Here is a 24735-nt window from a genome sequence, read left to right on the forward strand (position 1 = left end):
GCAACCACCGTGCCAGGCAAAAATCACTGATAAAAACCTTTATATTCAATTGGTTAACCGAATACGCGACTAACGGCTAGCATGCAAAGGACGGAATCCTTCAGAATTGACCATGCAACTTGCCCGATCTTTCCGACACTAACTCAGATAAATCCTAATGGAGCGTAGGAAAATGGAGTCTACCCAGGACAATCAAGGCCGCATTCTGCTGGTAGATGATGAGTCCGCTATCCTGCGAACCTTCCGCTACTGCCTTGAAGATGAAGGCTACAGCGTGGCCACGGCCAACAGTGCGGCCCAGGCCGAGGCGCTGCTGCAGCGTCAGGTATTCGATTTGTGTTTCCTCGATCTTCGCTTGGGCGAAGACAACGGGCTCGATGTGCTGGCGCAGATGCGCGTGCAGGCACCGTGGATGCGCGTAGTGATCGTCACTGCCCATTCGGCGGTCGATACCGCAGTAGATGCGATCCAGGCTGGCGCTGCTGACTACTTGGTCAAGCCGTGCAGCCCGGACCAGCTGCGCCTGGCCACTGCCAAGCAGCTTGAGGTACGCCAGCTGTCGGCGCGTCTGGAAGCCCTCGAAGGCGAAGTACGCAAGCCCAAGGACGGCCTCGATTCGCACAGCCCGGCAATGATGGCCGTGCTGGAAACCGCGCGGCAGGTGGCGACCACCGACGCCAACATCCTTATCCTCGGCGAATCCGGCACTGGTAAAGGCGAACTGGCCCGGGCCATTCACGGCTGGAGCAAGCGTGCGCGCAAGGCCTGCGTGACCATCAACTGCCCATCGTTGAATGCCGAGCTGATGGAAAGCGAGCTGTTCGGGCATACCCGCGGCGCCTTCACCGGTGCCAGCGAAAGCACCTTGGGGCGGGTCAACCAGGCGGATGGCGGGACCCTGTTCCTCGACGAGATCGGCGACTTCCCGCTGGCTCTGCAGCCCAAACTGCTGCGTTTTATTCAGGATAAGGAATATGAGCGCGTCGGCGATCCGGTTACCCGCCGTGCCGATGTGCGCATTCTGGCCGCAACCAACCTCAATCTGGATGACATGGTCCGCGAAGGGCGCTTCCGTGAGGACCTGCTGTACCGCCTCAATGTCATCACCCTGCACCTGCCGCCACTGCGCGAGCGCAGCGACGATATCCTGACCCTGGCTGACCGTTTCCTCGCCCGCTTCGTCAAGGAATATGCGCGGCCGGCACGTGGGTTCAGCGACGAGGCCCGCGCGGCCCTGCTCAACTACCGTTGGCCAGGCAACATTCGCGAGCTGCGTAACGTGATCGAGCGCGCCAGCATCATCTGCCCGCAGGAGCGGGTTGAAGTCAGCCACCTCGGCATGGCCGAGCAAACCACCAGCAATGCACCGCGAATTGGTGCTGCGCTGAGCCTGGACGAGCTGGAACGGGCCCATATCGGCGCGGTGCTGGCCTCCAGCGATACCCTTGATCAGGCTGCCAAGACGCTTGGGATCGACGCCTCGACGCTGTACCGCAAACGCAAGCAATTCAACCTGTGAAGTGGCCCATGAAGCTGCGTGCGAGGCTCTTTTTAAGCATTTCAGCGCTGGTCACGGTGGCGCTGCTGGGCCTGCTACTGGGCCTGGTCAGCGTTTTGCAGATGGCCTCGACTCAGCAAGCGCTGGTGCGTGATACCACCCATACGCTGGAGTTGGGCCTCAAGCTGCGGCAGAACCTCGGCGAACAGTTGATTCTGATTCTGGACGAGGACAGCGACGCCGACAGCCTCAACAACCTGCAGACCCAGTTCCAGACCTTGCTCAGCCAGGGCTTGCAGGAAGGCGGCGAGAAAACCGGTTTCAGCAAGGCCAGCAGCAATTACCAGGCCTTCCTCCAGGCCTACCGGCAAACCCCCAATCCTGCCCGCAGCATGGCCACCGACAAGCCCCTCGGCGCTGCTTTCAATCAGGTCCGCACCGACCTTATCGACTCCTACAAGCAGTCACTGGAGCAGATATCCCGCAGTGAAGAGGCCAGCCGTGACCGCGCGCTGCTGATCAGTGGCCTGCTCGGGCTGATGGGCTTGACTGTGCTGATCCTCGGCTTTGTCACTGCGCACAACATCGCGCGCCGCTTCGGCCTGCCGATCGAAGCCCTGGCCAAAGCCGCAGATGAAGTCGGCCAAGGCAACTTCAATGTCACCCTGCCGCTGTCCCAGGCTACCGAACTGAACCAGCTGACCCGCCGCTTCGGGCTGATGGCAGACGCCCTGCGCAAGCATCAGGCGACCAATATCGACGAAGTCCTCGCTGGTCAGCAGCGCCTGCAAGCTGTGCTCGACAGCATCGACGACGGGTTGCTGATCATTGACCAGCAAGGCCACCTCGAGCATCTCAACCCGGTTGCCCAGCGGCAGCTGGGTTGGGAAACCAGCCGCCATGGCACCAGCCTGGTCGAGGCGCTGCAACGTCCCGAGCTTGAACAGCAGCTGCGCCAGGTATTGCGCGGCGGCAGCCTGGACCGGCCACCGGAAGACCTGAGCATTGAAGTCGAAGACGAAACGCGCCTGCTGTCGTACAGCCTGACCCCGGTCAGCCATCCGCAAGGGCCGATTCTGGGTGCGGTGATGGTGCTGCATGACGTCACCGAGCAACGTGCGTTCGAGCGCGTGCGCAGCGAGTTCGTGCTGCGCGCCTCGCATGAGTTGCGCACCCCGGTCACCGGCATGCACATGGCCTTTGGCCTACTGCGCGAGCGGATCTCGTTCCCGCCACAGGCCCGCGAAAACGACCTCCTCGACACCATCGGCGAAGAAATGCAGCGCCTGACCCAGTTGATCAATGATCTGCTCAACTTCTCCCGCTATCAGAGTGGTTTGCAGAAGCTCGAGCTGGCCCACTGCGGTGTCGAAGAGATGCTTGAGCGGGCGCAGGCGCGCATCGCCGAGCTGACAGCGGACAAGCAGGTCGAGCTGGTGATCGAGCTCGAACAGCCATTGCCACGTATCCAGGCCGACGTTGCCCAGCTTGATCGGGTGCTGGACAACCTCCTGCACAATGCCGTGCGCCATACGCCTGATGGTGGCCGGATTCGCCTGCATGCGCGGCGCCACGGCGAGCGGGTGATCATCAGCGTCGAAGACAACGGTGAGGGTATTGCCTACGGCCAGCAAGGGCGGATCTTCGAACCCTTCGTTCAGGTTGGGCGCAAAAAGGGCGGGGCAGGCCTCGGGCTGGCCCTGTGCAAGGAAATCGTCCAGCTGCACGGTGGGCGCATGGGGGTCATTTCAAGGCCAGGCGAGGGCACCCAGTTCTATATGGCCCTGCCAGTCTGAACCCGCTCACGGCTCATCATCGATGCGCCGTGAGCGGACTCGCCGCCCACGAGTAATCAGCTCGGCGAACTGGCGGGCGCTGAGTGGATGGGCAAACAGCCAACCCTGGCCATAGTTGACCCCTTCGCTATTGAGCAGCAGCGCCTGATCCTCGCACTCAATGCCCTCGGCGATCACCCGCAGGTGCAGGTCGTGGGCCATGCGGATGATGTGCGGTGCCACGCCACTACTGGCGGCATCATGGCCAAGCGCGTCGATGAACGCCTTGTCGATCTTCAGGCAATCCACCGGCAAGGTCTGCAGGTAGGCGAGGCTGCAATAGCCGGTGCCAAAGTCATCGATCAGCACCTGATGGCCAACCGCGCGCAAGGCTTGCAGGTTGTCGCGCGCCACCACCACGTCGATCAGCCCGCGCTCGGTGACCTCAAAGGCGATCTGGCTGGCCGGGACCCGGTGCAAGGCCAGTAAACGCGCGGCCACCGGCCCGATCCGCGGCACCATCACATCGCACGCGGCAAGGTTGACCGAGATGTACAGCTGGCGGTTGGCGCGCAGCAACTGGCCCAGTTGCTCCAGCACTCGCTGCAACACAAAGTCGGTGATTTCGCGGATCTGCCCGGTGTTCTCGGCCAACGGAATGAACAGGTCGGGGCTGGTCAGGCTGCCATCCGGGCGGCGCCAGCGCACCAACGCTTCGGCACCGACGCAGCGCCGGCTGTCCAGCTCGAAGATAGGCTGATAAAGCACCTGCAGTTCACCCCGGCGTAGTGCGTTCTGCAGCTCGGAGCTCATCGAACGGCGCTGCCGAATCAGCTGCAGCACCAGCCAACCGATGCAGCAAGCCAACAACAAACTGCCTGGAAACAACAGCCAGAGCAGGCCGTTCATCTTCAGGGGCAGGCCCACACGCGGGGCGATCAGCACCAGTTGATAGTCCGGCGACTTGGTCGGCATGCTGTAGATCAGCCGGTCGCTCTGCTCGAACAATGACTGGCCCGAAGGCGGCGGCCATTCGGCCAGCGGTGGCCACGGCTGGGCCGGGCCCAGCACGGGGATAGCCCGACTGCCATGATCGAGCACTACCAACAGGCTGCCTCCCGGTGGCAGATCGACCACATCGGTCAGATGCCCGCGCGAGGTCGACACCAGAAACTTGCCCCGGCCAAGCATCAACGCGGCCAGGTTTTCATCAGGTTCAGTAGTGGTGTTGAGCCAGTAGCTGTAGGTGGGCCCGCGGATATCCGGTGGGCGCAGCGGCTGCATGGCGCTTTCCTTGCCACGGCTGGAGCAGAGCTCGTTGCCGTCCAGGTAAGCGGTTTCGTAGATGAAGCGCGAGCTCAGGCTGACCTGCTGCAACGCCGCCAGCATGCGCCCGTCGCAGCCGCGCAAGGGCAGCGCCTGCAGCTGATCGACGCCCTCGCGCAGTTGCCCAAATACCTGCTCCAGACGCTCGAGAAACCGCTCGCCCTGGGCGTTCATCTGCGCGCTTTCGCTTTCTTTCATCTGTTGCAGGGCAACGCCAACGCTGCCGGCAATCAACAGGACGGCGCTGGCCAGGGCCGCGAATGCGGCCAGCAGCCAGGGACGGTGGAAAATTTGGCGCAACCCATCGAGAAAGGTCGGCATCGCACTCATCCAGTTGATTACCAAAGGTATAGCAACGGATCGGGTAATCAGCATGGCCGTCTGGCGTATTACTCACGACTGCCACCCACGCATAGCTCGGCCAACACGCTCAAGCAGTCGGTGCAGCAGCCTCAGCGCATCTGATTGAGTACTTGCAGCATGGCCGCGGTTTGCGCGTCAGGTTGCCCGTCAAAGCGCTGCGGGCGGAAACGCATCTGGAACGCCGCCAGCACGTGCCGGGTAGCGACATCCAGCTCGCCGGTCTGCTCGATCGCGTAGCCAAACCGCGCCAGCTGCTGCTGATACCAGTTGATGCTGGGCGGATTGACCGCAAAGAAGCCCTGCTGACGCGCGACTGCGTTGGCATCAGGCCAGATGCCGAGGCCTGCATCCGCCAGGCGCTTCCATGGGAACAGCGGGCCCGGGTCGAGCTTGCGCAGCGGTGCGATGTCACTGTGGCCAATGATGTAGCGAGGTTTGATGTTATTGCGTTTGACGATGTCTTTGAGCAGGGCAATCAGCGACTGTACCTGCGCCTCACTGTAGGGATACCAGACGCGGCCGTTGGGCGTGTCATCGAAACCGGGATTGACGATTTCGATACCGATCGAGGTCGAGTTGAGCCAGGTACGCCCATCCCACTGACTGTCGCCGGCATGCCAGGCGCGGCGGCTTTCGTCGACCAACTGATACACCGTGGCCGGGCCGTCGCCAATCAGGTAGTGGCTGCTGACTTCACCTTTGGTAAGCAGCGCGAGCGAGCGCTCCAGTGAAGCGTTGGTGTAATGCAGCACGACAAACTGGATGCGCTCATCCTGGTTCACAGAGGTGTGGCTGCGATCAATGCGCAGCCCCGAGCTACAGCCGGCCAGGGCCAGAACGAGCAGGGCGGTAAAGAGAGTTTTCATCGGCAGGGAACACATATCAGCAGCTACGAAGTTGCTACAGTATAACGTGCTCCCTGCCCACTGTTTGTAGGAAACCGCTTAGCCCTGCTCCACCCGATTGCGCCCAAGATCCTTGGCCCGGTACAACGCGGTGTCGGCACGCTTGAGCACCTGGTCGCCGCGCTCGCCCGTGCGAAAGGCGCTGATACCAATGGAGGTAGTGATCACTACCCGCTCGCCCTTGAAGTGGAACGGGCAGGCTTCGATGGCCGCGCGCAGGGTTTCAGCCACCTGCAAGCCGGCTGCCGGCGAGGTCTGCGGCAGCAACACGACAAATTCCTCGCCGCCAAACCGGGCAATGAAGTCGCGCCCGCGCATGCGCTTGCGCAACTGGTCGGCGACGATCTTCAAGACCTTGTCCCCGGCCAGGTGGCCGTAGCCATCGTTGATCCGCTTGAAATGGTCGAGATCGAGGATCGCCATCAGCAGCTGACCGCCATTTTCCTGCCAGTCGAGTACTTCGCGCTCGACCTGCTCGGACCAGGCGGCGCGGTTGGGCAGCCCGGTCAACGGGTCGATCAGGGCCTTCTGGCGTTGCTCTTCAAGGTGCTCGCGGTAGCCCAGCGCCTCCTGCTCCATGTTCGCCACACGCTCGGCCAAGCCGTGCAGGCGCCCAGCCAACTCCTGTTCGCGGCGGTCACGTTCCTGCTGATGGTCGTCGATGGTGACCAGCAGGCCTTCAAGGCGATTGTCGAGGACATGTTTGAGGCTGTTGAGGTCAGCTGCGCCCTGAACGCTGCTTTGCAGGCCATCAACCTGCTCCCGCAGTTGGCTGTCGAGTTCGCGGGCAGCACTGGTGTTGTCGGCATGCCCGGCACTGGCTTCGTGCAAGTGGCTCTGGAAGGTCTCCAGGCGCTCGTTCAGCTGCTGAAGGTACGCTTCGAACTCGTGCTGACCGCTGTCGGTAATGGCCAGCATCAATACGGCCAGGTCATCCAGCACCGGGATCAACTCGTACCAGTTCAAGCCACGTGCAACCCGCTCGCGCATTTCCAGCGCCTGCGCCTTGTGCCGTTCGGGCAGGCTGAGGTCGTCGAGCAGCCCGATCAAGGTCTGTTCGATATGCAGGGCAACCTGGCTGTAGGGCGGCTCGACGGCGTCGGGCAAAGCGTAGGGGCCGTCGTCGTCGACTGGCTCAGCATCCACCTCTGGCGCCTCGCTCGGCCCCAGTTCGTCGGGCTCGACCTCAGCCAATGCTTGCTGCTGCGGTTCGCCGGGCTGTTCGTCACTCTCGGCCACCGATGTCAGTGGCACTACCAGCGCAGGCCCTGACGACTCGGGCGCTACAGGTTGTACCTGCACGGGCTCAGTGAGTGCTGGCTGAACACCTTGCTCAACGACTGTAGGGAGGACATCGGCTGCGCGGACGGGGATGACCGGCTCAGGAGCTGCTGGAGCCTGTACTTCGGCCGGCACGACGGGCGGCTGGGGCTCACTGGCGAGGACTGGCAGAGCCTGCGCTTCAGCAACGGGCACGTTCGGCGCGGGGCCGCTCGGCTCCGGCGTATCCGCGCGCGACTCGCTGTCGCTTTTGCCGAACAGTCGTTGCAGAAAACCCGGGCGATGCTCATCGTCCTGGTTTTGCAGCGAACTCAGCGCTTTGCCCTGCAGGCCACTGAGTTCGCCTAGCAATGGCGGCAGTTCGCGAGACTGGCCAACGCCGCCGTCGAGTTTTTTCGCCAGTTTTTTCAGCGGCCGGGCAACTTCGCCAGGCAGCGGCAAACTCTGCAACTGGGTAACCAGTGCTGTCAGCGCGTCGCTGACCTGATTCATGCGGGTTTCGCGCCGCTGCTCGGAGTCGAGCACGGTTTTTTCCAGGCGCGGGATCAGGTTGGCAAGGCCAGCGTCCATGTTGTCGCTGCGGATGACCTCGCGCATTTCCTTCATGCACTGGTCCACCGCCTTGTCGCTACCCTCAGCCGCCAGGGTGCTGCGCACCAGGCCACGACGCAGCAGGTCGAGCCGGGCGTCCCAGCGACGCTCGAGCTTTTCCTGCTGTTCGATGCTTTTAAGGTATTTTTCTTTCCAACGCTCTGCGTCGTCTGTCATGCCCGGATCCACTGCGCGGTGATGGCAATTAGCTCAAGACGGGCAGGGTATCCACAGTCAATGCGTCAGGCAATCGAATCTCGACCGCAACTGGGAGGTGATCGGAAATTGGCTGGGCCAATACCTCGACACGCTCCAGCGTCAGGCTCGGGCTGAGCAGAATATGATCAAGGCAGCGCTGCGGGCGCCAACTCGGGAAGGTCGCTTCGACCTGCGGCGCAATCAGCCCAAGGTCGCGCAGTGGCGAGGTTTCCAACAGATCGTTGGCGTGGGTGTTCATGTCTCCCATCAACACCTGGTGACGATAGCCGCCAATCAGCTCGCGGATGTAGCTGAGCTGCATCGCACGGGTCTTGGCACCGAGCGCCAGGTGCATCATGACCACGATCAGCGCATCTTCACCCTCGCCGAAGCGCACCAGGATAGCACCGCGACCGGCGGGGCCGGGCAGCGGGTGATCTTCCAGATGAGTCGGTTTGAGCCGGCTGAGGACGCCATTGCTGTGCTGGGCAAAACGCCCCAGGTTGCGATTGAGCTGCTGATACCAGTAAGGGAACGCGCCCAACTGGGCCAGGTGCTCGACCTGGTTGATGTAGCCCGAGCGCATGCTGCCACCATCGACTTCCTGCAAGGCCACCAGATCGAAGTCGCTGATCAGCGCACCGATCTTCTGCAGGTTGCCGGCCCGACCGGTGTGCGGCAGCAGGTGCTGCCAACTGCGGGTCAGGTAATGGCGGTAGCGCTCGGTACTGATACCAACCTGGATATTGAAACTGAGCAGGCGCAGGCGACCATCTTCCGGGAGGCCGGGTGCCTGCAGGTGATGCTCGTTGACCTGCGGTTGATGCAGGCCAACGCCTCGGGTGGTTCGCACGCGAGCCATGGGTTCGCCGCTTACTTAGCGGCGCGCTCCTTGGCGATCAGCTGATCGGCGACGTTGAGTACGCCTTCCGGGCCGCCGGCGGTGCCGAGGTCAAAGCGGTATTTGCCGTTGACGATCATGCTTGGAACACCAGTGATTTCGTACTTCTTCGCCAGTTCTTTGGCCTGTTTGACCTGGCCTTTGATGGCGAAGGAGTTGAAGGTGGCAAGGAACTTGTCTTTATCGACGCCCTGAGTGGCGAGGAACTCAGCCATGTCTTCAGGCTTGGTCAACTGCTTGCGCTGATTCTGGATCGCATCGAACACTGCGGCGTGAACCTTGTGCTCGACGCCCATGGCTTCGAGGGTCAGGAACATCTGGCCGTGAGCATCCCATGGGCCGCCGAACATGGCGGGAATGCGTTTGAAATTGACATCGGCAGGCAGCTTTTCAGCCCACGGATTGATCACCGGTTCGAAGTGGTAGCAGTGCGGGCAGCCATACCAGAACAGCTCGACGACTTCGATCTTGCCTGGCTGGGAGACTGCAACCGGGTTGCTCAGCTCGATATATTCTTTACCCGCGGTAGCCGTATCGGCTGCCTGAACGGCGGTGATACCGAAAACGCTGGCGGCGACCAGCGCAGCGCTGAGAATCAGTTTACGCATGCATTACTCCTGAGCATTCAGTGGTCACCTCGACGCGACCTCAACTAAGACCGGCCGGGAAGGGTGCGAGTTCGATAGTGTAACGGCAACAGACGAAAAAAAGGGCAGCCGGGGCGCAATGCGTCAGCCGAGCCTCGACCGACTGGCACCAACCCAGCCACCCTTCATCATTTACCAATCAATCATTAACTGAAGGTTAACCCCCTCAGTGCAGCCCCTGAATATAGCTCGCCAACGCCTCAACATCCTTGTTGCTCAGCTTGCTGGCGATGCTGCGCATGGTCATCGCATCACCATCGTTGGTGCGATTGCCTTCACGGAAGTCGGTCAGCTGCTTGCTGATGTATTGAGCGTGTTGGCCACTCAGATGTGGGAAGCCTGCCAAGGCAATGCCTGCGCCATCGGGCGAATGGCAGCCGGTACAGGCAGGCATGCCCTTGCTCAGGTCGCCACCATTGAACAAGGCACGCCCGCGCTCGACCAGCTTCGGATCGGCTGCGCCGACGCTGCCTTTCTGGCTGGCGAAGTAGCTGGCGATGTCGGCCAGGTCCTGGTCATTGAACGGTTCGAGCATGCCGGTCATTTCCAGCACCACGCGCTTGCCGGTCTTGATGTCGTGCAGTTGCTTTTCCAGATAGCGTTCGCCCTGGCCAGCGAGTTTCGGGAAATTAGGCGCCAGGCTGTTGCCGTCGGGGTTGTGGCAGGCACCACAGACGGCGGTTTTCGCCTGACCGGCGGCGGCGTCGCCTTTGATAGGGTCCGCAGCACTTGCCGCACCTGCAACCCCCATGGTCAACAGCAGACTCACGAATAGTTTGTTCATCAGCTAATCCAACACGGCTAAGGGTGAAATGTTATGTATCGGGACTGCCGCTCATCCAAAGGATGACCAAACGGTAGTCCTCGGTACTGCAGTCCATGCACAATCCACGCGGCGGCATAGCCTTGAAACCCTTGTTAACATGCGCCACCAGTACCTCCATACCCTGCGCCAGCCTTGGCTCCCAGGCCGCCACGTCACCCTTCATCGGGGCCTGTGGCAGTTGTCCGGCGTGACAGGCAGCACAGCTGCGGTTGTACAACGCCTCGGGATCCTGTGTAGCCTGTGCACTGAAAAACGGTAGGAACATACCAACAGCCATTAGCCATTGCGCCTTGCGTAACGACCTTTCAGGGTTGGGGGCCGCGCTGCGTTCTAATGCGCGAGCTATTGTTCGACACCCCATGTGCGCCTCCTTCGCTGGGAGAATGCACACACAAAAACTGGGGCATTATATACTTCCGCGATCCAAACGGAAACGACACTGCTTGCCGAGCCTGGCTCAGGCAACACCCACATCGGATATCCCATGCAAGTCAAGAACCCCATCCTCGGCCTCTGCCAGAAAGCCACCTTCGCCCTTAGCGCCGCCAAGGTCGATCAATGCCCGGAAGACCAGGGTTACGAGGTGGCTTTCGCCGGCCGTTCCAACGCCGGTAAATCCAGCGCCCTCAACACCCTGACCCATGCCAGCCTGGCGCGGACTTCGAAAACCCCAGGCCGCACGCAGCTGTTGAACTTCTTCAGTCTGGACGATGAACGGCGTTTGGTCGACTTGCCGGGCTACGGGTATGCCAAGGTGCCGATCCCGCTCAAGCAGCACTGGCAGCGCCACCTGGAAGCCTACCTGGGCGGCCGTGAGTGCCTGCGCGGGATCATTTTGATGATGGACGTGCGCCATCCGATGACCGATTTCGACAAGATGATGCTGGACTGGGCCAAGGCCAGCGGCATGCCCATGCACATTCTGCTGACCAAGGCCGACAAGCTCACCTACGGCGCAGCGAAGAACACCCTGCTGAAAATCCAGGCAGAAATCCGCAAGGGCTGGGGCGATACCGCGTCCATCCAGTTGTTCTCGGCGCCCAAGCGCCAGGGCCTGGAAGAAGCCTACGTGGTCCTGGCCGGCTGGATGGAACTGGAAGACAAGCCTGTCGAGTAAGCGCTGACGCGAGGGTGCTGTAAGCGGCAAATTGCCGCTGCAGCCAAATCGCAGGCAAAAAAAACCCCGGACTTCGTATGGGGAGGGGGAAGTTCGGGGTTCAAGTCCGGACCGTTAGGGCGGGGTCCAGATATTCTGCCAACACTTAACACAACATAGGAGCATCGAACGGCTTCACCAGCCATTCAGTAGATCTGAGTCCCGCTTCACTGGTTTAGTTCCTCAGCGCTTGCAATTATTTGCGCTAACAGGGGCTGCCTAGCCTGCAAAAACGCCTAAGCAACGTGGGTCCACGGATAGCCGCAGACCCCACGCCAGACGTCTTAGTGCGCCTCGTCCCAGTTCGCCCCAACGCCGACTTCGACCAGCAACGGCACGTCCAGCTGAGCCGCGTCGCTCATGTGCGGGCGGATCTCGGCCTTGATCTGCTCGACCAGGTCTTCACGCACTTCCAGCACCAGTTCATCGTGTACCTGGAGGATCACCCGCGCATCCAGCCCGCTGCTGCTCAGCCAGTTATCCACAGCGACCATGGCGCGCTTGATGATGTCGGCGGCAGTGCCTTGCATCGGGGCGTTGATCGCGGTGCGCTCGGCGCCTTTGCGCAGGGCCTGATTCTTCGCGTTGATATCCGGCAGGTACAGGCGACGACCGAAGAAAGTTTCGACATAGCCCTGCTCGGCAGCCTGGGCGCGGGTGCGCTCCATGTAGGCGAGCACGCCTGGGTAGCGGGTGAAGTAGCGGTCAATATAGTCCTGCGACTGTTTACGGTCGACGCCAAGCTGCTTGGCCAGACCAAAGGCGCTCATGCCATAGATCAGGCCGAAGTTGATCGCCTTGGCGCTACGGCGCTGGTCGGTGGTGACGGCAGCCAGATCAACGCCAAATACCTCTGCAGCAGTCGCCCGGTGCACGTCCAGGTCGTTACGGAAGGCATGCAACAGGCCTTCATCCTTGGCCAGGTGGGCCATGATCCGTAATTCGATCTGCGAGTAGTCGGCCGCGAGCAATTTGTAGCCAGGGCTGGCGATGAACGCCTGCCGAATACGCCGGCCTTCGGCGGTGCGGATCGGAATGTTCTGCAGGTTCGGATCACTCGACGACAGGCGCCCAGTGGCTGCCACAGCCTGCTGATACGAGGTGTGAATCCGGCCGGTGCGCGGGTTGATCTGGTGCGGCAGCTTATCGGTGTAGGTGCTTTTGAGCTTGCTCAGCGAGCGGTACTGCATCAACACCTTGGGCAGCGGATAGTCCTGCTCGGCCAACTCGGCCAGCACCGCCTCGGCGGTAGATGCCTGGCCTTTGCTGGTCTTGCTCAGGATCGGCATGCCCAGCTTGTCGTAGAGGATCACGCCGAGTTGCTTGGGCGAGCCGAGGTTGAATTCTTCCCCGGCCAGGGCATACGCCTCGCGCTCCAGTTCGGCCATTTTCAAGCCAAGCTCGCCGCTCTGGATGGCCAGCAGATTGGCATCGACCAGCGCGCCCTGGCGCTCGATCCGCGCCAGTACCGGCACCAGCGGCATCTCGATGTCCATCAGCACCGGCTGCACGCTGGGGGTCTTCGCCAGGTGCGCCTGCAGTGCCTGATGCAGGCGCAGGGTAATGTCGGCGTCTTCGGCGGCGTAAGGGCCGGCCTTGTCCAGTGGGATCTGGTTGAAGGTCAGCTGCTTGGCGCCTTTACCGGCGATCTGCTCGAAGGTGATGGTGGTGTGGTCGAGGTACTTCTGCGCCAGGCTGTCCATGTCATGGCGGGTAGCGTTGGAGTTGAGCACGTAGGATTCGAGCATGGTGTCGTAGGCGACACCCCGCATATCGATGCCATTGGCCTCATCACCGCCAATTGCGCAGTTGGCCAGAATATTGATGTCGTACTTGGCGTTCTGGCCGATCTTGCCTTTGTGCGGGTCTTCCAGCAGCGGCTTCAGCGCCAGCAATACCTGGTCACGGTCGAGCTGGGCCGGTGCGCCTTCGTAGTCATGGGTCAGCGGCACATAGGCGGCCACATGCGGTTCGACCGCGAACGACACGCCAACCAGCTGCGCCTTTTGCGCGTCCAGCCCGGTGGTCTCGGTGTCGAAGGCAAACAGCGGCGCCTGGCGCAGTTTTTCCAGCCAGGCATCGAAGCGGGCTTGGTCGAGGATGGTCTCGTACTGCGGCTCGACCTTGGCCTGCGGCGCTTCTTCTACCGGCGCCGGCGCCAGCTCCTCGCCAACCTTTGCCGCTTCACGCTGCACATCGGCGATCCAGCTCTTGAATTCCATTTCGGCATACAGCGCCAGCAGCGCGTCGCGATCCGGCTCGGCGCAGACCAGCGCATCGACTTCGATATCCAGCGGCACATCAATTTTGATGGTAGCCAGCTCATACGACATGAAGGCCGCATCGCGGTGCTCCTCGAGCTTGGCAGGCAGGCTCTTGGCGCCGCGAATCGGCAGCGCCGGGACCTTGTCGAGGTTGGCGTAGACGTCCTTCAAGCCACCGCCGATGCCGGTCAGCAGGCCGACGGCAGTTTTTTCGCCAACGCCGGGCACGCCGGGGATGTTGTCGACCTTGTCGCCCATCAACGCCAGGAAGTCGATGATGTGCTCAGGGCCGACGCCGAACTTCTCGTGCACACCGGCAATGTCCATGACGCTGCCGGTCATGGTGTTGACCAGGGTGATGTGGCCGTCGACCAGCTGGGCCATGTCCTTGTCGCCGGTGGAGATGATCACCGGGCGCCCGGCCGCCGCACTGCTGCGGGCCAGGGTGCCGATGACGTCGTCGGCTTCGACCCCTTCCACGCACAGCAGCGGATAGCCGAGTGCCTTGACGCTGGCGTGCAATGGCTCGACCTGCACCCGCAGGTCGTCCGGCATGCTCGGCCGGTTGGCCTTGTAGTCGGCGAACAGGGCGTCGCGGAAGGTCCCGCCCTTGGCATCGAAAACCACCGCGAACAGGCTGTCCGGATATTGCCGGCGCAGGCTCTTGAGCATGTTCAGCACGCCCTTGACGGCACCGGTGGGCATACCCTTGGAGGTGGTCAGCGGCGGCAGCGCGTGGAAGGCGCGATACAGGTAGGACGAACCGTCCACCAGGACGAGGGGAGCTAGGCTCATGAGCAGAATCAACCTTTTCGACGGGTCCGGCGCTAGAATAGCCAGATCAATGACGACAAAGGGACAAGGTTATCATGCGGACACTCAATCGCCTGTTACTGCTCGGCCTTCTGGCAACCATGCCGATCGTCTCCCAGGCGGCGGACGACGCCCCATCGGCTGATCCCGATGTGACCATTCGCACGGAAGGCGATAAAACCATTCAGGAATACCGGCAAAACGGCTTCCTGTATGCGATCAAAGTCACGCCGAAAGGCGGCAAGCCTTATTTTCTGGTACGCGCCGATGGCTCGGATGGCAATTTCATCCGCTCCGACCAGCCGGACATGCTGATTCCATCGTGGAAGATCTTCGAGTGGTAATCTGACGCGTACCGTCACATCAACCTGGCACTTCCCGGCGGAAGTGCCCGCATGGGCAACTTTTCATCATGTCAGTTTTCACCCCTGTGTCCCGGCCCGAGCTGGAAACCTTTCTGGCGCCGTATCAGCTGGGCCGTCTGCTCGACTTCCAGGGCATCGCCGCCGGTACCGAGAACAGCAACTTCTTCGTCAGTATGGAGCAGGGTGAGTTTGTCCTGACCCTGATCGAGCGCGGCCCGGCCGAAGACATGCCGTTTTTCATCGACCTGCTGGATGTGCTGCACCAGGCCGACATGCCAGTGCCCTACGCCCTGCGCGACCGCGATGGCCATGGCTTGCGGGAGCTGTGCGGCAAGCCTGCGCTGCTGCAACCACGGCTGAACGGCAAGCATGTGATGGCGCCGAACAACCAGCACTGCGCCCAGGTTGGCGAACTGCAGGCGCATATCCACTTGGCGACCCGCGAGCAGATCCTTGAGCGCAAGACTGACCGTGGCCTGGACTGGATGCTGGAGTCGGGCGCTGAGCTGTTGTCGCACCTGAGCGAGCACCAGCAGGCCCTGCTGCAGCCGACCCTGGCTGACATTGCCGCGCACAAGGCGCAGATCCTGGCGCTGCCACGGGCCAACCTGCACGCCGACCTGTTCCGCGACAACGTGATGTTCGAAGGCACCCACCTCACCGGCTTGATCGACTTCTACAACGCCTGCTCAGGGCCGATGCTGTATGACATCGCAATTACCGTGAATGACTGGTGCCTGGACGAAGCGGCGGGGATCAACCTGCCGCGCGCGCAGGCCTTGCTCGGCGCCTATGCCGCGCTGCGCCCGTTCACCGCGGCCGAAGCCGAGCTGTGGCCGCTGATGCTGCGGGTAGCCTGTGTGCGCTTCTGGCTGTCGCGGCTGATTGCCGCCGAGCAGTTCGCCGGCATGGACGTCACCATTCATGACCCACGCGAGTTCGAAGTGCGCCTGGCCCAGCGCCAGCACATCGACCTGAAGCTGCCGTTCGCGCTCTGAGCCTTGCAGGAGCGTCCTTGCCGGGACGCTCCTTCAAGAGCCGTCAGAGCTGTTCCAGACAGCCAGCCAGGCCGTTCGCGAGGTTTTCCAGCAAGCGCTCGTAGCCTTTGCTGTCCACCGGCTCGCTGCCACCCAGCGCATCCAGCTCGGCCAGCCGCACCGGCAGCCCTGCGGTCAGCGTTTCAGCCAGCCGTGGGCGCAGCGGCGGCTCGCTGAATACGCAGGTCTTGCCCACTTCCTGCAAGCGCTTGCGCATTGCCGCCACGTGTTGAGCACCCGGCTGCACTTCCGAAGCCACGCTGAACACGCCGGTGTGCTTGAGCCCGTAAGCCGCTTCGAAGTAATCGAACGCCTCGTGGAAGACGAAGTAGGGCTTGTCGGCAACGCCCGCCACACGGGTCTTGATCCGCTGATCAAGTGCATCCAGGCGCGCATCGAAGGCGCTCAGATTGCTCTGATAACGCGCCGCATTGGCCGGGTCGAGCTTGCTCAGGTCGGCCGCCATCTGCCCGGCAATTACCCGGGCATTGACCGACGACAGCCACAGGTGCGCGTCCAGGCTACCCGGGCGGTGGTCATGATCATGCTCGTCATGGTCAGCTTCATCATGACCGGCCTCATCATGGGAATGGCTGTCCTCACCAAAATGACGCAGCTGCATGCCCTTCAGCGACTGCACCGCCACGGTCTGCTTGCTGCGGCTGCCGAGCACCCGCGGCAAGAAGCTCTCCATGTCCGGGCCGATCCAGTACAGCAGGTCGGCATCGGCCACGCGCCGTACGTCGGACGGCCGCAGCGCATAGTGGTGCGGCGAGGCACCCGGCGGCAGCAGCACTTCAGGGCTGCCGACACCGTCCTGAACGGCCGCAGCGATCTGCTGCAGCGGTTTGATACTGGTCAGCACACGCACATCGGCATGGGCCGAACAGGCGAGCAAAGCGACAAAAAGCACAAGGAAACGGGGCACGGTGAATACTCGACGTGTCAGAAACAGGTAACATAATAACGTCTCCATTAAGAACCGTCGCCGCCCATGTCGATTACCCCGCTGGCTCACCGTCCCCACGACCACTCCCATTGCGTGCACAGTGCGCTGGCTGAAGCCGACGCCATCTGCGTGCGTCAGGGTCTGCGTTTGACTGCCCTGCGCAAGCGGGTGCTGGAGCTGGTGTGGCAGAGCCACAAGCCGCTGGGCGCCTACGATATTCTTGCCGTACTGAGCGAGCAGGATGGCCGCCGCGCGGCGCCGCCGACCGTTTATCGGGCGCTGGACTTCCTCCTCGAGAACGGCCTGGTGCACCGCATCGCCTCGCTCAACGCCTTCATCGGCTGCAGCCACCCGGAACACGCCCATCAGGGCCAGTTCCTGATCTGCCGCGAGTGCCATATCGCCATCGAGCTTGAGCAGGACAGCATCAGTGGCGCGATCATCGCCAGCGCCAACGCGGTCGGCTTCAAGGTTGAAACCCAGACCGTGGAAGTGGTCGGCCTGTGCGGCAACTGCCGAGGCGCGGCATGAGCGACGCCCTGATCCGACTTGAGCAAGTCGGCGTCAGCTTTGCTGGCGAAGCCGTACTGGACAACATCGACCTGGCGGTTGCGCCAGGCCAGATCGTCACGCTGATCGGCCCCAACGGTGCTGGCAAGACCACCCTGGTGCGGGCCGTGCTCGGCCTGCTCAAGCCGCATCGTGGCAGCGTCTGGCGCAAGCCCAAGCTGCGTATCGGCTATATGCCGCAAAAGATCCAGGTCGACCCGACGCTGCCACTGTCGGTACTGCGCTTCCTGCGTTTGGTACCTGGGGTAGACCGCGGCGCAGCTTTGGCGGCATTACAGGAAGTCGGCGCCGAGCAGGTCATCGACAGCCCGCTACAGACTGTTTCCGGCGGCGAGATGCAGCGCGTGCTGCTAGCCCGAGCCCTGCTGCGCAAGCCGCAATTGCTGGTGCTCGATGAACCGGTACAAGGCGTCGATGTGGCGGGGCAGTCCGAGCTGTACAGTTTGATCACACGCCTGCGCGACCGTTACGGCTGCGGCGTGCTGATGGTCTCCCACGACCTGCACCTGGTCATGAGCACCACCGATCAGGTGGTCTGCCTGAACCGCCATGTGTGCTGCTCCGGCCACCCCGAGCAGGTCAGCGGCGACCCGGCCTTTGTCGAACTGTTCGGCCAGAACGCCCCGAGCCTGGCCATCTATCACCATCACCACGACCACAGCCACGACCTGCACGGCGCAGTTGTCACCCCTAGCGCCCATGTTCACGGAGAGCACTGCAAGCATGGCTGATTTTCTTCTTTACGCCCTGCTGGCCGGTTTGTCCCTGGCAGTTGTTGCAGGTCCGCTGGGCTCGTTCGTGGTCTGGCGGCGGATGGCCTATTTTGGCGACACGTTGTCGCACGCGGCCTTGCTCGGCGTTGCCTTGGGCTTCGTGCTGGATGTCAGCCCGGCGTTGGCGGTAACCGTCGGCTGCCTGCTGCTGGCGATCTTGCTGGTGACGCTGCAGCAGCGCCAGCCGCTGGCGTCGGATACGCTGCTGGGGATTCTTGCTCCAAGCACCTTGTCGCTGGGCCTGGTGGTGCTGAGTTTCATGCACGACGTGCGCATCGACCTGATGGCCTATCTGTTTGGCGACTTGCTGGCGATCAGTCCAACGGACCTGGGCTGGATCATCGGCGGCAGTGCAGCCGTGCTGCTGTTGCTCGCCGCGCTCTGGCGCCCACTGCTGGCGGTGACCGTACATGAAGAGCTGGCAACCGTCGAAGGCCTGCCGGTAGCGGCGCTGCGCCTGACCCTGATGCTGCTCATCGCCGTGGTGATTGCGGTGGCGATGAAGATCGTCGGCGTGCTGCTGATCACCTCGCTGCTGATCATCCCGGCCGCCGCCGCCCAGCGCCATGCGCGCTCGCCCGAGCAGATGGCGCTGGGTGCCAGCCTGCTCGGTGTGGTGGCGGTATGTGGCGGGCTGGCAATGTCCTGGTTCAAGGACACGCCGGCCGGGCCATCGATCGTGGTCTGCGCGGCAGTGCTATTCTTGCTGAGCCTGGCCCTGCCTAAACGCTGAGACACGGGTCGCACTTTGGCGCATCTTGCAACCAATGCGCGGGTAAAGGGTCTGTAAGACTTGTTTTCGAGCGTGCGCACCTGGGTGTAGACTTGCTCGCTTTTTGCGCAAATAGAGAGTCGCAGGAATGAAGCCGTTCGCCTCCCGTTATCTGCTTGTTGCCGTGTTGTCGCTGGGCCTGGTTGCGTGTGCCAGCGCCCCGGTCGAACAGCCGAGCGTGCCTGCCCAGGCCGACCCATGGGCCGAGCTGCAGCAGAACATCGCCAGCAACGAACTGGCCACTGCTGAAGATCAGCTGACCGCCCTGCAAGCCCAGGCGCCGCAAGACCCGCGCGTGGAGCAGCACCAGCGCCAGCTCGCCGAAGCCTACTTGCAGCGCAGCCAGATCGTCCTGCAAAAGGGTGACGTGAATGCCGCCGCGACCGCGCTGGCGCGGGCCCGGGCATTGATGCCGCAAGCGCCGGCGCTGGCCGCCGGGGATGCCGTTGCCCATGCGCGCAAAGCCGAGCTGGACCGTGCCGAAGCTGCCTTGAAGGCCGCTGAAGCCAAGCCCAAGGCGCGCGTGATCGACCCCACCGCACCGAGCACCGTGATCGCCCTGAAAACCACAGACAGCCGCGCCCTGCGCCGGCAGCTGGATGACATCGCCGCAGACGTGGTCAGTTATCAGTGTGAAGTGGTGTTCCAGGTGCCACGCAAGGACGACGCCCCGTGGCTGAAAACGCTGCTGGGCAAGCGCGTACACAAGCTCGACAGTGGCTATGAGCTCAACCAGCGCCATGAAATCCAGCGCTCATTGCCCGCTCAGGTCGTGCTGGTACCGCATCAGCGTTGAAATAAAACCCCGGCAGGCGAGCCTGCCGGGGTGATCGATCAAGCCGGAATGGCTTCTGCAGCAGCTTCGCGCTCCCAGACGCGGTGCGCTTCGACCGCTTTGACGAAGGCATCGATCGCCTTCTGATCATTGCCCAGCAACAAGCCCTTGTCTTCGGCCAGGCCGAGTTTGCCGACCAGCGCCTTGCCGTCTTTGGCAAAGGCGATGGCCTTCAGGTGCTTGTACGCTTCCAGCAGGAAGTGCTTGGCCAAACCGCTCTGCCCCAGCGCATCAATTGCGGCCTTGCCGGCCGGCACCAGCACACCATCGAACATGATCGACGGCATTCCTTCCATCGACGCATCCACCGCCAGGCTGGAACCATCGGCCGCTTTTACTGGCGCCGAGGTTGGGCCCAGCAGCATTGGCCTGGCGCTGTGCGCCTCAAGTGCCTTGACCAGACGATCGACGTCCGCCGCATCCACACCGTCAGCCAGCAGCAGGGCAATCTTGCGACCCTTGATACCCACGCTGCCCGGGTGATTGAGCTGGCTCAGCGCTGGCGACTCGGCCAGGCTCGAGCCTTTGACCTGCACGGTGCCTTTGCTCGGCGCCGGCAGACCCAGGTTGGCCGCTACTGCCGCAGCCAGCTTCAGGTCGATATTGGCGAGGATCTCGTTGACCTGACGGGCACGGATGTATTCCCGCTCGACCTTGCCCAGCTCAAAGCTGTAGGCCTTGATGATGTGCTGCTGCTCGTTCGGGCTCATGCTGTGGAAGAACAGGCGCGCCTGCGAGAAGTGATCGCTGAACGACTCGCTGCGCTCGCGAACCTTGCGTGCATCGATCCGCTCCTGATAGCTGTCGAAGCCACCGTCTTCAGCCGCTGCCGGGGTTTCCTTCGGCCAGCCGCCATCGATGCTGTTCGGCTCGTACGAGGCACGGCCCTTGTTGATTTCCATGCGGTGCATGCCATCGCGCTGGCCGTTGTGGTTGTGCGCAACAGGACGGTTGATCGGGATCTCATGGAAATTCGGGCCACCGAGGCGGCTGATCTGCGTGTCGGTGTAGGAGAACAGGCGGCCCTGCAGCAGCGGATCGTTGGTGAAGTCGATACCCGGTACGATATGGCCAGGGCAGAAGGCGATCTGCTCGACCTCGGCGAAGAAGTTGTCCGGGTTGCGGTTGAGCACCATCTTGCCCAACGGCGTCACCGGCACCAGCTCTTCGGGGATGATCTTGGTCGGGTCGAGCAGGTCGAAGTCGAACTTGTGCTCGTCGGCCTCAGGCACGATCTGCACGCCCAGTTCCCACTCAGGGTAGTCGCCGGTTTCAATCGCTTCGGAAAGGTCGCGACGATGGAAATCGGTGTCCTTGCCGGCCAGCTTCTGCGCCTCGTCCCACAGCACCGAGTGCACGCCTTGCTTCGGCTTCCAGTGAAACTTGACGAAACTGGCCACGCCTTCGGCGTTGATCAGGCGGAAGGTATGCACGCCAAAGCCTTCCATCATCCGCAGGCTGCGCGGGATAGCCCGGTCGGACATCGCCCAGATGACCATGTGCGCCGACTCCGGCACCAGCGAGACGAAGTCCCAGAAGGTGTCATGAGCCGAACCGCCGGTGGGCATTTCATTGTGTGGCTCAGGTTTCACCGCATGAACGAAGTCGGGGAATTTGATCGCGTCCTGAATGAAGAACACCGGCATGTTGTTGCCGACCAGGTCGAAGTTGCCTTCGTCGGTGTAGAACTTCACGGCGAAGCCGCGCACGTCGCGCACCGTGTCACCGGAACCGCGGGGGCCCTGCACGGTGGAGAAGCGCACGAACACCGGAGTGATCTTCTCCGGGTCCTGGAGGAAACCGGCCTTGGTCAGCTCGGCATGCTTGCCGTAGCTCTGGAAGTAACCATGAGCGCCAGTGCCACGGGCATGGACGATGCGCTCGGGGATGCGCTCATGGTCAAAGTGGGTGATTTTTTCACGCATGATGAAATCTTCGAGCAACGACGGCCCGCGCGCACCCGCCTTGAGGGTGTTCTGGTTGTCAGCGATCTTGACGCCCTGATTGGTCCGCAGCGCCTCGCCGGTAGCGTCGCTACGGTAGGCTTCCAGACTCTGCAGTTTGGCGTTGGTGTTGGCACGGTCCGGGGTGTCGGTACCGGCCATCTCACTCTGTTTCGGGGTATCCGGGTGCTTGCGCGACATGTCGGCTCTCCTCATCGGTATTCAGGGCGGCCCATTCGGGCTCGTTAGCTAGTGACTGATGGCCGTGCGCATGCGTTCAATTCCATTGCCGACTGTCGCGTTATGCCGGTTGGATTGGACCAATACGAAATAAATGCTAAGAAGACCAAGGGGAAAAGGCTAAAATGCGCCCCCCGGCTTACCGCCAGACCCTATTTCCATTGCGCCCCACAAGGTTCGCTCAGTGATCGAGTTTCAACATGTGCACAAGACCTACCGCGTCGCCGGTAGGGACATCCCCGCCCTGAACCCGACCAGCCTGACCATTGAAAATGGCCAGGTGTTCGGCCTGATCGGCCACTCCGGCGCTGGCAAGAGCACCTTGCTGCGCCTGATCAACCGCCTCGAAGCGCCCAGCGGTGGCAAGATCATCGTCGATGGTGAAGACGTTACCGGCTTCGATGCCAACCAGCTGCGGCGCTTCCGCCAGCAGGTCGGGATGATCTTCCAGCACTTCAACCTGCTGGCCTCCAAGACCGTGGCCGACAACGTGGCGCTGCCGCTGACCTTGGCCGGTGAGCTATCGCGCAGCGAAATCGACCAGCGTGTCACCGAGCTGCTGGCGCGGGTCGGCCTGTCCGATCACGCCAAAAAATATCCGGCGCAGCTCTCCGGCGGGCAGAAGCAACGTGTCGGCATTGCCCGCGCGTTGTCGACCCGGCCAAAGATTCTGCTGTGCGACGAAGCCACCAGCGCCCTCGACCCGCAGACCACGGCCTCGGTCCTGCAACTGCTGGCCGAGATCAACCGCGAATTGAAGCTGACCATCGTCCTGATCACCCATGAAATGGACGTGATCCGTCGGGTCTGCGACCGCGTGGCGGTGATGGACGCCGGCCTGATCGTCGAGCAAGGCAGTGTTGCCGAGGTGTTCCTGCACCCGCAGCACCCGACCACCAAGCGTTTTGTCCAAGAGGACGAGCAAGTCGACGAAGGCGAACAGCGCGACGACTTTGCCCATGTGCCTGGCCGGATCGTGCGCCTGACCTTCCAGGGCGATGCCACCTACGCACCGCTGCTCGGCACTGTCGCCCGGGAAACCGGGGTCGACTACAGCATCCTCGCCGGGCGTATTGACCGCATCAAGGACGTGCCTTACGGGCAATTGACCCTGGCCGTTACCGGCGGCGACATGCAAGCCGCGTTCGACCGTTTCAGCGCAGCTGATGTGCATATGGAGGTACTGCGTTGATGGACGCTTTGAATTTCTTCGCCAATGTCGACTGGGCCGAAATCTGGCTGGCGACCATCGACACCATGATCATGCTGTTCGGCTCGCTGTTCTTCACCGTGCTGCTGGGCCTGCCGCTGGGCGTGCTGCTGTTCCTGTGCGGGCCGCGGCAGATGTTCGAGCAGAAAGGCCTGTACGCGCTGCTGTCGCTGGTGGTGAACATCCTGCGCTCGCTGCCGTTCATCATCCTGCTGATCGTGATGATCCCATTCACCGTACTGATCACCGGCACCTCGCTGGGCGTCGCCGGGGCCATCCCGCCACTGGTGGTCGGCGCCACGCCGTTCTTCGCCCGCCTGGTCGAGACGGCGCTGCGTGAAGTTGACCGCGGCATCATCGAAGCGACCCAGTCGATGGGCGCGACCACCCGCCAGATCATCACCAACGCACTGCTGCCCGAGGCGCGCCCGGGCATCTTCGCGGCGATTACCGTGACCGCGATCACTCTGGTGTCGTACACCGCCATGGCCGGTGTGGTCGGTGCTGGTGGCCTCGGCGACCTGGCGATCCGCTTTGGTTATCAGCGCTTCCAGACTGATGTAATGGTGGTCACCGTGGTGATGTTGCTGATCCTGGTTCAAGTTCTGCAAAGCGTCGGCGACAAACTGGTCGTGCATTTTTCCCGTAAGTAACCCCAATGGGGTCGGCCAGGCCGACCCGTTCGGGGGCCGTCGCGGCCCTCACAAGGAGTGTTTGATGAAAAAACTGCTTGCTGTTGTTGCCGCTGTGGCGGCTTTTTCGGCGCACGCTGCCGAGACCATCACCGTCGCTGCAAGCCCGGTGCCGCACGCCGAGATCCTCGAGTTCGTCAAACCCGTGCTGGCTAAAGAAGGCGTCGACCTCAAGGTCAAGGTCTTCACCGACTACGTGCAGCCAAACGTACAGGTTGCCGAGAAGCGCCTGGATGCCAACTTCTTCCAGCACCAGCCGTACCTGGATGAGTTCAACAAGGCCAAAGGCACCAACCTGGTCAGCGTTGCCGGCGTGCACCTGGAGCCACTGGGCGCTTACTCGAGCAAGCTGAAGAAGCTCGACGAGCTGCCGGCCGGCGCTACCGTGGTTATCCCCAACGATGCTACCAACGGCGGCCGCGCGTTGTTGCTGCTGGACAAGGCCGGTGTGATCAGCCTGAAGGACAAGAGCAACATCTTGTCGACTGTGAAAGACATCACCACCAACACCAAGAACCTCAAGTTCCGCGAGCTGGAAGCGGCCACCATCCCGCGTGTGCTGACTCAGGTCGATCTGGCCCTGATCAATACCAACTACGCGCTGGAAGCCAAGCTTGATCCGTCCAAGGATGCCCTGGTGATCGAAGGCAGCGACTCGCCTTACGTCAACATCCTGGTGGCACGCCCGGACAACAAGGACTCGGACGCAATGAAGAAGCTGGTTGCAGCGCTGCATTCGCCTGAAGTCAAAGCGTTCATCACCGAGAAGTACAAAGGCGCGGTACTGCCGGCGTTCTGATCGAGC

Annotated in this window: 22 protein-coding genes; 12 read left to right on the forward strand and 10 right to left on the reverse strand. The window is 62.2% G+C overall.

Annotated elements, in window-relative coordinates:
* The first annotated feature begins 172 nt into the window (after window positions 1-172).
* Window positions 173-1519 carry a sigma-54-dependent response regulator transcription factor AlgB gene (gene algB, locus K3F44_RS19300; RefSeq protein WP_101322697.1) on the forward strand — a complete coding sequence of 449 codons (1347 nt, stop codon included), beginning with the start codon at window positions 173-175 and terminating at the stop codon, window positions 1517-1519.
* Window positions 1520-1527: 8 nt separating this feature from the next.
* On the forward strand, window positions 1528-3294 hold the full coding sequence (locus K3F44_RS19305) for a KinB sensor domain-containing domain (protein WP_150570249.1): 1767 nt from the start codon (window positions 1528-1530) through the stop codon (window positions 3292-3294).
* A gap of 6 nt (window positions 3295-3300) precedes the next feature.
* On the opposite strand, the gene K3F44_RS19310 is transcribed toward K3F44_RS19305, so the two are convergent.
* The 7 genes from K3F44_RS19310 to K3F44_RS19340 form a co-directional block, all read right to left on the reverse strand.
* Window positions 3301-4920: an EAL domain-containing protein gene (locus K3F44_RS19310; RefSeq protein ID WP_371918891.1), complete on the reverse strand. Its 1620-nt coding sequence runs from the start codon at window positions 4918-4920 to the stop codon at window positions 3301-3303.
* Window positions 4921-5051: 131 nt separating this feature from the next.
* A complete protein-coding gene (locus K3F44_RS19315; protein ID WP_371918892.1) occupies window positions 5052-5843 on the reverse strand; it encodes an N-acetylmuramoyl-L-alanine amidase in 792 nt (263 codons plus the stop codon).
* A gap of 63 nt (window positions 5844-5906) precedes the next feature.
* Window positions 5907-7916 (reverse strand): GGDEF domain-containing protein, encoded by a 2010-nt coding sequence (locus K3F44_RS19320; RefSeq protein ID WP_220632814.1) that lies wholly within the window; start codon window positions 7914-7916, stop codon window positions 5907-5909.
* A 28-nt stretch (window positions 7917-7944) separates the two neighbouring features.
* Window positions 7945-8799 carry an endonuclease/exonuclease/phosphatase family protein gene (locus K3F44_RS19325; RefSeq protein WP_101322701.1) on the reverse strand — a complete coding sequence of 285 codons (855 nt, stop codon included), beginning with the start codon at window positions 8797-8799 and terminating at the stop codon, window positions 7945-7947.
* Between the two features lie 11 nt (window positions 8800-8810).
* A complete protein-coding gene (dsbA, locus tag K3F44_RS19330; RefSeq protein WP_101322702.1) occupies window positions 8811-9446 on the reverse strand; it encodes a thiol:disulfide interchange protein DsbA in 636 nt (211 codons plus the stop codon).
* Between the two features lie 205 nt (window positions 9447-9651).
* Window positions 9652-10269 carry a cytochrome c gene (locus K3F44_RS19335; RefSeq protein WP_101322703.1) on the reverse strand — a complete coding sequence of 206 codons (618 nt, stop codon included), beginning with the start codon at window positions 10267-10269 and terminating at the stop codon, window positions 9652-9654.
* Between the two features lie 31 nt (window positions 10270-10300).
* Window positions 10301-10588, reverse strand: a complete 288-nt coding sequence (locus K3F44_RS19340; RefSeq protein ID WP_224785572.1) for a cytochrome c5 family protein — start codon at window positions 10586-10588, stop codon at window positions 10301-10303.
* Between the two features lie 207 nt (window positions 10589-10795).
* On the opposite strand from K3F44_RS19340, the gene yihA reads away from it, so the two are divergent.
* The gene (gene yihA / locus K3F44_RS19345) at window positions 10796-11428 is read left to right on the forward strand and encodes a ribosome biogenesis GTP-binding protein YihA/YsxC (protein ID WP_101322705.1); all 633 of its coding nucleotides are present in this window, start codon (window positions 10796-10798) and stop codon (window positions 11426-11428) included.
* Between the two features lie 323 nt (window positions 11429-11751).
* Here the strand turns inward: yihA and polA are convergent, their stop codons facing one another.
* Window positions 11752-14526: a DNA polymerase I gene (gene polA, locus K3F44_RS19350; protein ID WP_220632815.1), complete on the reverse strand. Its 2775-nt coding sequence runs from the start codon at window positions 14524-14526 to the stop codon at window positions 11752-11754.
* A 74-nt stretch (window positions 14527-14600) separates the two neighbouring features.
* On the opposite strand from polA, the gene K3F44_RS19355 reads away from it, so the two are divergent.
* Both K3F44_RS19355 and K3F44_RS19360 read left to right on the forward strand, forming a co-directional pair.
* On the forward strand, window positions 14601-14888 hold the full coding sequence (locus tag K3F44_RS19355; RefSeq protein WP_101322707.1) for a DUF2782 domain-containing protein: 288 nt from the start codon (window positions 14601-14603) through the stop codon (window positions 14886-14888).
* A 68-nt stretch (window positions 14889-14956) separates the two neighbouring features.
* A complete protein-coding gene (locus K3F44_RS19360; RefSeq protein WP_101322708.1) occupies window positions 14957-15907 on the forward strand; it encodes a homoserine kinase in 951 nt (316 codons plus the stop codon).
* Window positions 15908-15950: 43 nt separating this feature from the next.
* Here K3F44_RS19360 and znuA read toward each other — a convergent pair whose 3' ends face one another.
* Complete coding sequence (gene znuA, locus K3F44_RS19365; RefSeq protein ID WP_220632816.1) at window positions 15951-16922, reverse strand: zinc ABC transporter substrate-binding protein ZnuA; 972 nt, start codon at window positions 16920-16922, stop codon at window positions 15951-15953.
* Between the two features lie 18 nt (window positions 16923-16940).
* Here znuA and zur point away from each other — a divergent pair, with 18 nt between their 5' ends.
* The 4 genes from zur (at window position 16941) to K3F44_RS19385 (ending at window position 19806) form a co-directional block, all read left to right on the forward strand.
* Window positions 16941-17426, forward strand: a complete 486-nt coding sequence (gene zur / locus K3F44_RS19370; protein WP_101322710.1) for a zinc uptake transcriptional repressor Zur — start codon at window positions 16941-16943, stop codon at window positions 17424-17426.
* Window positions 17423-18196, forward strand: a complete 774-nt coding sequence (znuC, locus tag K3F44_RS19375; protein WP_220632817.1) for a zinc ABC transporter ATP-binding protein ZnuC — start codon at window positions 17423-17425, stop codon at window positions 18194-18196. Before zur ends, znuC begins: the two co-directional genes overlap by 4 nt.
* Entirely contained in the window at window positions 18189-18971 is a 783-nt protein-coding gene (gene znuB / locus K3F44_RS19380; protein ID WP_101322712.1) for a zinc ABC transporter permease subunit ZnuB, read from the forward strand. Before znuC ends, znuB begins: the two co-directional genes overlap by 8 nt.
* Before the next feature lie 127 nt (window positions 18972-19098).
* Window positions 19099-19806, forward strand: coding sequence for a PA5502 family lipoprotein (locus K3F44_RS19385; protein ID WP_220632818.1), 708 nt, complete (start codon window positions 19099-19101; stop codon window positions 19804-19806).
* Between the two features lie 38 nt (window positions 19807-19844).
* Here the strand turns inward: K3F44_RS19385 and katE are convergent, their stop codons facing one another.
* Window positions 19845-21989, reverse strand: a complete 2145-nt coding sequence (gene katE, locus K3F44_RS19390) for a catalase HPII (RefSeq protein WP_188036904.1) — start codon at window positions 21987-21989, stop codon at window positions 19845-19847.
* 223 nt (window positions 21990-22212) lie between these two features.
* Here katE and K3F44_RS19395 point away from each other — a divergent pair, with 223 nt between their 5' ends.
* From K3F44_RS19395 to K3F44_RS19405, 3 genes are all read left to right on the forward strand, one after another.
* Window positions 22213-23220 carry a methionine ABC transporter ATP-binding protein gene (locus K3F44_RS19395; RefSeq protein WP_101322715.1) on the forward strand — a complete coding sequence of 336 codons (1008 nt, stop codon included), beginning with the start codon at window positions 22213-22215 and terminating at the stop codon, window positions 23218-23220.
* On the forward strand, window positions 23220-23891 hold the full coding sequence (locus K3F44_RS19400) for a methionine ABC transporter permease (protein ID WP_101322716.1): 672 nt from the start codon (window positions 23220-23222) through the stop codon (window positions 23889-23891). The genes K3F44_RS19395 and K3F44_RS19400 overlap by 1 nt, the downstream gene beginning before the upstream one ends.
* A gap of 64 nt (window positions 23892-23955) precedes the next feature.
* Window positions 23956-24729, forward strand: coding sequence for a MetQ/NlpA family ABC transporter substrate-binding protein (locus tag K3F44_RS19405; protein ID WP_101322717.1), 774 nt, complete (start codon window positions 23956-23958; stop codon window positions 24727-24729).
* Window positions 24730-24735: the final 6 nt, after the last annotated feature.

Origin of the sequence: Pseudomonas sp. S07E 245 (assembly GCF_019599025.1) — a bacterium.
GTDB classification, from domain to species: Bacteria; Pseudomonadota; Gammaproteobacteria; order Pseudomonadales; family Pseudomonadaceae; genus Aquipseudomonas; species Aquipseudomonas shirazensis.

What these genes read in the sequence shown, in the direction of transcription:
- algB (WP_101322697.1), top strand. Translation starts at nt 173, where the DNA reads ATGGAGTCTACCCAGGACAATCAAGGCCGCATTCTGCTGGTAGATGAT.
- K3F44_RS19305 (WP_150570249.1), top strand. Translation starts at nt 1,528, where the DNA reads ATGAAGCTGCGTGCGAGGCTCTTTTTAAGCATTTCAGCGCTGGTCACG.
- K3F44_RS19310 (WP_371918891.1), bottom strand. Translation starts at nt 4,920, where the DNA reads ATGCCGACCTTTCTCGATGGGTTGCGCCAAATTTTCCACCGTCCCTGG.
- K3F44_RS19315 (WP_371918892.1), bottom strand. Translation starts at nt 5,843, where the DNA reads ATGTGTTCCCTGCCGATGAAAACTCTCTTTACCGCCCTGCTCGTTCTG.
- K3F44_RS19320 (WP_220632814.1), bottom strand. Translation starts at nt 7,916, where the DNA reads ATGACAGACGACGCAGAGCGTTGGAAAGAAAAATACCTTAAAAGCATC.
- K3F44_RS19325 (WP_101322701.1), bottom strand. Translation starts at nt 8,799, where the DNA reads ATGGCTCGCGTGCGAACCACCCGAGGCGTTGGCCTGCATCAACCGCAG.
- dsbA (WP_101322702.1), bottom strand. Translation starts at nt 9,446, where the DNA reads ATGCGTAAACTGATTCTCAGCGCTGCGCTGGTCGCCGCCAGCGTTTTC.
- K3F44_RS19335 (WP_101322703.1), bottom strand. Translation starts at nt 10,269, where the DNA reads ATGAACAAACTATTCGTGAGTCTGCTGTTGACCATGGGGGTTGCAGGT.
- K3F44_RS19340 (WP_224785572.1), bottom strand. Translation starts at nt 10,588, where the DNA reads ATGGCTGTTGGTATGTTCCTACCGTTTTTCAGTGCACAGGCTACACAG.
- yihA (WP_101322705.1), top strand. Translation starts at nt 10,796, where the DNA reads ATGCAAGTCAAGAACCCCATCCTCGGCCTCTGCCAGAAAGCCACCTTC.
- polA (WP_220632815.1), bottom strand. Translation starts at nt 14,526, where the DNA reads ATGAGCCTAGCTCCCCTCGTCCTGGTGGACGGTTCGTCCTACCTGTAT.
- K3F44_RS19355 (WP_101322707.1), top strand. Translation starts at nt 14,601, where the DNA reads ATGCGGACACTCAATCGCCTGTTACTGCTCGGCCTTCTGGCAACCATG.
- K3F44_RS19360 (WP_101322708.1), top strand. Translation starts at nt 14,957, where the DNA reads ATGTCAGTTTTCACCCCTGTGTCCCGGCCCGAGCTGGAAACCTTTCTG.
- znuA (WP_220632816.1), bottom strand. Translation starts at nt 16,922, where the DNA reads ATGGAGACGTTATTATGTTACCTGTTTCTGACACGTCGAGTATTCACC.
- zur (WP_101322710.1), top strand. Translation starts at nt 16,941, where the DNA reads ATGTCGATTACCCCGCTGGCTCACCGTCCCCACGACCACTCCCATTGC.
- znuC (WP_220632817.1), top strand. Translation starts at nt 17,423, where the DNA reads ATGAGCGACGCCCTGATCCGACTTGAGCAAGTCGGCGTCAGCTTTGCT.
- znuB (WP_101322712.1), top strand. Translation starts at nt 18,189, where the DNA reads ATGGCTGATTTTCTTCTTTACGCCCTGCTGGCCGGTTTGTCCCTGGCA.
- K3F44_RS19385 (WP_220632818.1), top strand. Translation starts at nt 19,099, where the DNA reads ATGAAGCCGTTCGCCTCCCGTTATCTGCTTGTTGCCGTGTTGTCGCTG.
- katE (WP_188036904.1), bottom strand. Translation starts at nt 21,989, where the DNA reads ATGTCGCGCAAGCACCCGGATACCCCGAAACAGAGTGAGATGGCCGGT.
- K3F44_RS19400 (WP_101322716.1), top strand. Translation starts at nt 23,220, where the DNA reads ATGGACGCTTTGAATTTCTTCGCCAATGTCGACTGGGCCGAAATCTGG.
- K3F44_RS19405 (WP_101322717.1), top strand. Translation starts at nt 23,956, where the DNA reads ATGAAAAAACTGCTTGCTGTTGTTGCCGCTGTGGCGGCTTTTTCGGCG.